This window comes from Bacillus sp. OTU530 (assembly GCF_038440375.1).
The window spans coordinates 1-4405 of sequence record NZ_JASATP010000107.1 but is presented as its reverse complement, the minus strand read 5'-3'; the positions used below and the strand labels follow the sequence as shown (position 1 = coordinate 4405).

The window sequence follows — 4405 nt, the reverse complement described above, 5'->3', positions numbered from 1 at the left end:
ATCTATCATTTACTTAACTTTTCCCAACCGCTATTTTATATAGCTCATCAGCGACGGAATAATAATATAACATGTTATTTTACTTTATACAATCTTTATTTTTTAGGGAATTTAAGGAATAATGTTAATGTTTCTTTTTCGCTTAATAATTACTATCCCTTTTACAACAAGATCGAAGATGCTTTTATCCAGATTCTCTAGAATGTCCCCTATAAAGTGCCACCCTTTCTTTCCACTTCCAAAGTGGTACACAACCAGCTTGAGCTAAAGCTTTACATAATCTTTTTTTCCCTAAGCCATCAATATGTTTCGCTAGCTGCTGAAAGTTCAGTTCGGGCTGCAACGTTAGCTCTAATACTTCTCGTACCAACATCTTAAATCCCTCCTAGCTCTTAAAAAACACAAATAGTCCCTTCAACAGCCCAAGACTAGTTCCTGCTAGCAAAGAAGATAGAGAAGTACAAAGAATAGAGAGTCTAAAAAAGCAACATAAAACCCACAGAAAATAACACGGTCAGGTAGACACCTTCCCTACGCCTCCCGCTGTGGGCTCCGGCCCCTAAAAGAAAAAACCTAGGTATTGTGTAAACAGAAGCATCGTTGTAAAAAGAAAACCAGTCCATATATATTGTTTAAAGGACACATGAGTACCCACTTTTTAATTCTCCTTCATCCGTTTCTTTAACTGTTTTATCCTCTCAACTGATACGCCTAGCATTTCTGCTAATTCCTTGCGCTTAAGCTTAGGGTTCTCAGTCATTAGCTTTGCCATGAATTGTAGCTGTCTCTCTGTCTGCCGCTGCCGATCCTCGTTATACTCTGCCATCGGACGAATCCCCGCTTCTCTTCGCTTCTGCACCTTACGGCTATAGCTTTCTTCACCGGTTATAATCGTCCGCATAGCCTTCATTTCAGCCTCTGTGATACTTAGCTTATCAATAACTGTATCATTCTTCATCGGCTTTATTAGAGTCCGCGGCAGCCCTCTCATGCTGAATTCATTTGCGGCGAATGCTTCCATGAATTCAATAGCATCATCACAGGCACTTTTTATTGTGGCGTTGATCTCACTTTTCTTCATTGGCTTATCAGTTCTAGAGTAAATTTGCTCTAGTATCGGCTGGATAAAGTCCCCTGTATCAACGCGGCTTTTTAAAAACAAACATACAGTAAAGCTATAGATGTAAATGAATGTGTTACGGCAGTAGGTTAGATCCCCACCCCTAATCTCTACTAACTTCTGCAAATCGCTCACACGGGCCGCATTAAGACTATAGAGCGTCTTTACGCCCTCTTTACCAGTGAATACCGCTATACTACCCTTACGCCGTTTTCCGCGCTTCTGAGCCTGTTCTATTGGCGTACAGAATTCATATAGGTCTTGCAAGCTGTATTCTAGTTGCCGCCAAATCTCTACTTTTACTTCTACACCATACTTTGTATTTACTGTACCTGGCATTCGAAGCATACGTGCTAGGTCTGATGCTGCTGGGTCACTGCCAATCTTACGCAACAAAGAAATGTATTGAATGGTGATGTAGTGCATGAGATAACCCATTTTCGGACTGGCACCACCAGCAATCGTATAAATCGGCTGAATTCCACCACCACTATAAATAATTAGGTTTGGATTTGGGATTCTGCCTTGCATTACATATTGTTTTAACTTTTCTACAGCGTCTTTGACTGCAAGACCTAATTTAGGTGGATCAACATCGATTCCTATATTACGCCCCTGCATCAGAGAGCTAACACTCCGGTCTCCGTAAGCAAAGCCATTTAAGGATAGATAAACATCTGATTTTTGATGTTTCTTGCTATATACCAAAAGATTGTCTACATCATTAAGCCCCCAGAAACGTTGATGTCCTTCCGGCATCTTCAACGTGGCCACATATCCTAATTTTTTATGTTCATTTAGGTAGCACTCATGCCATTTCTCGATGAGTCTCGGCTGATGGCCAATATATTCTTCAGCTTTCTCGTTCATATTGATTCCCCTTCCAGCAGTAGCGACAAAAGCAAGCAAAACTGCACACAAAAGGCTTGTCCATCGCATAGAGGTATGCTAGAATGAGCGCATAATATGTGACGGATGGCATTTTGCCTTTCGTATGTAGTTTTCGCATGTGATTTTCATATGTAGTTTGTGATTTTCATATGTAGTTTGTGATTTTCATATGTAGTTTGTGATTTTCATATGTAGTTTGTGGAGAAAAGGACACTGAGGGTCGGCAAAACTATCAGGTGTCCTTTTTGCTTTTATTTCAGGTATTTTCTGATGCTGTTTCTTATTCTATCGAACTCGAGAGAACATGACCAATAATTTTAGTGAATTGTTCCTTTACCCAGCTATTTAGGCTAACCTTTAAAGCAATAGAATATTTCCCTGAAATATAATAGACCTCATTCCACCTATTCCTCAAAATTGCCTTTCACATCGAATGTAATCTTTTATAAAAAAGTTTACATTCATCCTCCCTTTATTCCTTTATTATCCTTGCTTTTCTTGTTATCCTTACTTTCAGCAAAAAAAGGATACATTCAAAACATTGATTTTATTGAGTTCAGAAAGGAGAGAAGAAAAAATGAGTAAGAACGAATATCTTATTGATGTGCAGCCGATTCGGGATATGCAACAACTAGAGGATATGAAATGGGCATTACGAAGACACTGTGGGAAACGTGATTATATCCTGTTTCTCATTGGCATTAATACTGGTTTACGAATTGGGGATTTACTCAACCTAGAAACTAAAACTATTATCGGACTAAAGAAAAAGAAGCGAAAAGAGTTTTTGATCCGCGAGGGCAAGACAAAAAAGGAGCGGATGATTAACATTACGGGGATCTACGAAGAGGTATATGAATATACCCAATCGGTAAACAGTAATTGGCTTTTTCCTTCACGGAAGGGAGACAAGTCGATCTCGACCATTCAAGCTTATCGTCAGCTTCAAAAAGCAGCTAACTTCGCATCTGTGGAAGCTGTAGGGACTCATACAATGCGAAAAACATTCGGATATTGGTTCTACAAACAGACTAAAGATGTGGCCATGTTGCAGGATATTTTGAATCATAGCACGCCACAAATCACCCTACGGTATATAGGGATTAATAAAGAAGAGAAGGATCATGTGTTAGATACCTTCTGTCTGTAACCGCAAGGCTGTTAAAAGAAAACTCCATATCTTATAAAAAGCCATTTGTTTGAATTTCGGTCGAGCGTCAGCGAGTACGCATCGGACACCTGCGTAGCAAGGTGTATAGATGCGCACTTCCCATTCTGGCTTCGGAATCAATATTAGCTTAAAAAACGTCCTAGAATCGTTATCGTATCCGCTATAGGGATTCCTTAGGGATTGGCTCATATTACCGACAATTTCAGCCATTGCAAAGGGACTCCCTATGAGTATAACGAATACTTTTGGTGAGGTGAGCGCTAAAATGAGCGATAATAACACGCCAATGAGAGTATACGGATCGAAAGACTTAGAAGCTATGTTACAGGTGAAACCTTCAACACTGCGCCGTTATTGCAAGGAACTAGAAGAAGCAGGGTATCGCTTTAGTAAAAACGAAAGACAGCAGCGCGGCTTCTTTGATTCCGACGTAGCAAACCTGCGCCATTTTATTTCACTTGTTCGTGAAGGTGGGTTAGCATATGAAGAAGCCGCTAAGATAGTCGTATCAAGGGATAGCGGCTCTGCTTTAGCGGTCAGCGCTAACGAAAAAATGGCAGTATCAGACGCTAAAGATAAGTTAATAACGCGCCAAGAAATGCAGGAATTGGAGCGCAAAATAGAAGGACTTGCGCTTATGATCCAATCAGGATTTGAAAAATTAAATCAGAGAATGGATGAGCAAGACCGAAGGGAGCGCCAATCATTAGATACGCAAAGTAATCGTGATATCGCGCTAAAAGAAGCGCTAAAAGAGATAGCAGAAACAAAAAAACAATTAGCAGCCAATAGTGAACAAAGTAGAGGAGTATGGTTCTGGCTTCATTCTTTGTTTGGTAAAAAGTAACAAGGGGATTGCTCAGGCATCCTTTTTATTTTTGAGTGTCGTTTTTCAAGAGAGGTAGAAGAGCATAAGGGATTTTTGTCCCCACCGAAGGTGTAGAGTCAGGCAAGGCCTGACAAAATCGTGGGTACATGAAAATCTCGAAGATGTCTCCCTTGTGTCCCCATATTTTCTAACCATGTCCCCCTCGTGTCCCCATCACTTTTTTCATCACAAATTAAATTCCCCAACAAAAAAATCCCTTGGGAGATTGTCCTAAGGGATGGATTTGATATGTATTCATTTGGTTGCGGGGACAGGATTTGAACCTGCGACCTTCGGGTTATGAGCCCGACGAGCTACCAGACTGCTCCACCCCGCGACGTCATAAAGTAAAACA

4 protein-coding genes and 1 tRNA gene are annotated in these 4405 nt (G+C 40.5%); 2 read left to right on the top strand and 3 right to left on the bottom strand.

All coding sequences use genetic code 11. The features are described 5' to 3' along the window. Window positions 1–184 precede the first annotated feature (184 nt). Together AAHB12_RS30955 and AAHB12_RS30950 are read right to left on the bottom strand one after the other, a co-directional pair. Window positions 185–373 (bottom strand): hypothetical protein, encoded by a 189-nt coding sequence (locus AAHB12_RS30955; RefSeq protein WP_342048909.1) that lies wholly within the window; start codon window positions 371–373, stop codon window positions 185–187. A gap of 285 nt (window positions 374–658) precedes the next feature. Then, complete coding sequence (locus AAHB12_RS30950; RefSeq protein ID WP_342048908.1) at window positions 659–1990, bottom strand: AsnC family protein; 1332 nt, start codon at window positions 1988–1990, stop codon at window positions 659–661. Window positions 1991–2588: 598 nt separating this feature from the next. Between AAHB12_RS30950 and AAHB12_RS30945 the strand changes: the two genes are divergently transcribed. Further along, complete coding sequence (locus tag AAHB12_RS30945) at window positions 2589–3161, top strand: tyrosine-type recombinase/integrase (RefSeq protein WP_129732107.1); 573 nt, start codon at window positions 2589–2591, stop codon at window positions 3159–3161. A 247-nt stretch (window positions 3162–3408) separates the two neighbouring features. Beyond that, on the top strand, window positions 3409–4029 hold the full coding sequence (locus AAHB12_RS30940; protein WP_342048907.1) for a MerR family transcriptional regulator: 621 nt from the start codon (window positions 3409–3411) through the stop codon (window positions 4027–4029). A gap of 281 nt (window positions 4030–4310) precedes the next feature. Here AAHB12_RS30940 and AAHB12_RS30935 read toward each other — a convergent pair. After that, window positions 4311–4387 (bottom strand) — tRNA-Met (locus tag AAHB12_RS30935). Window positions 4388–4405: the final 18 nt, after the last annotated feature.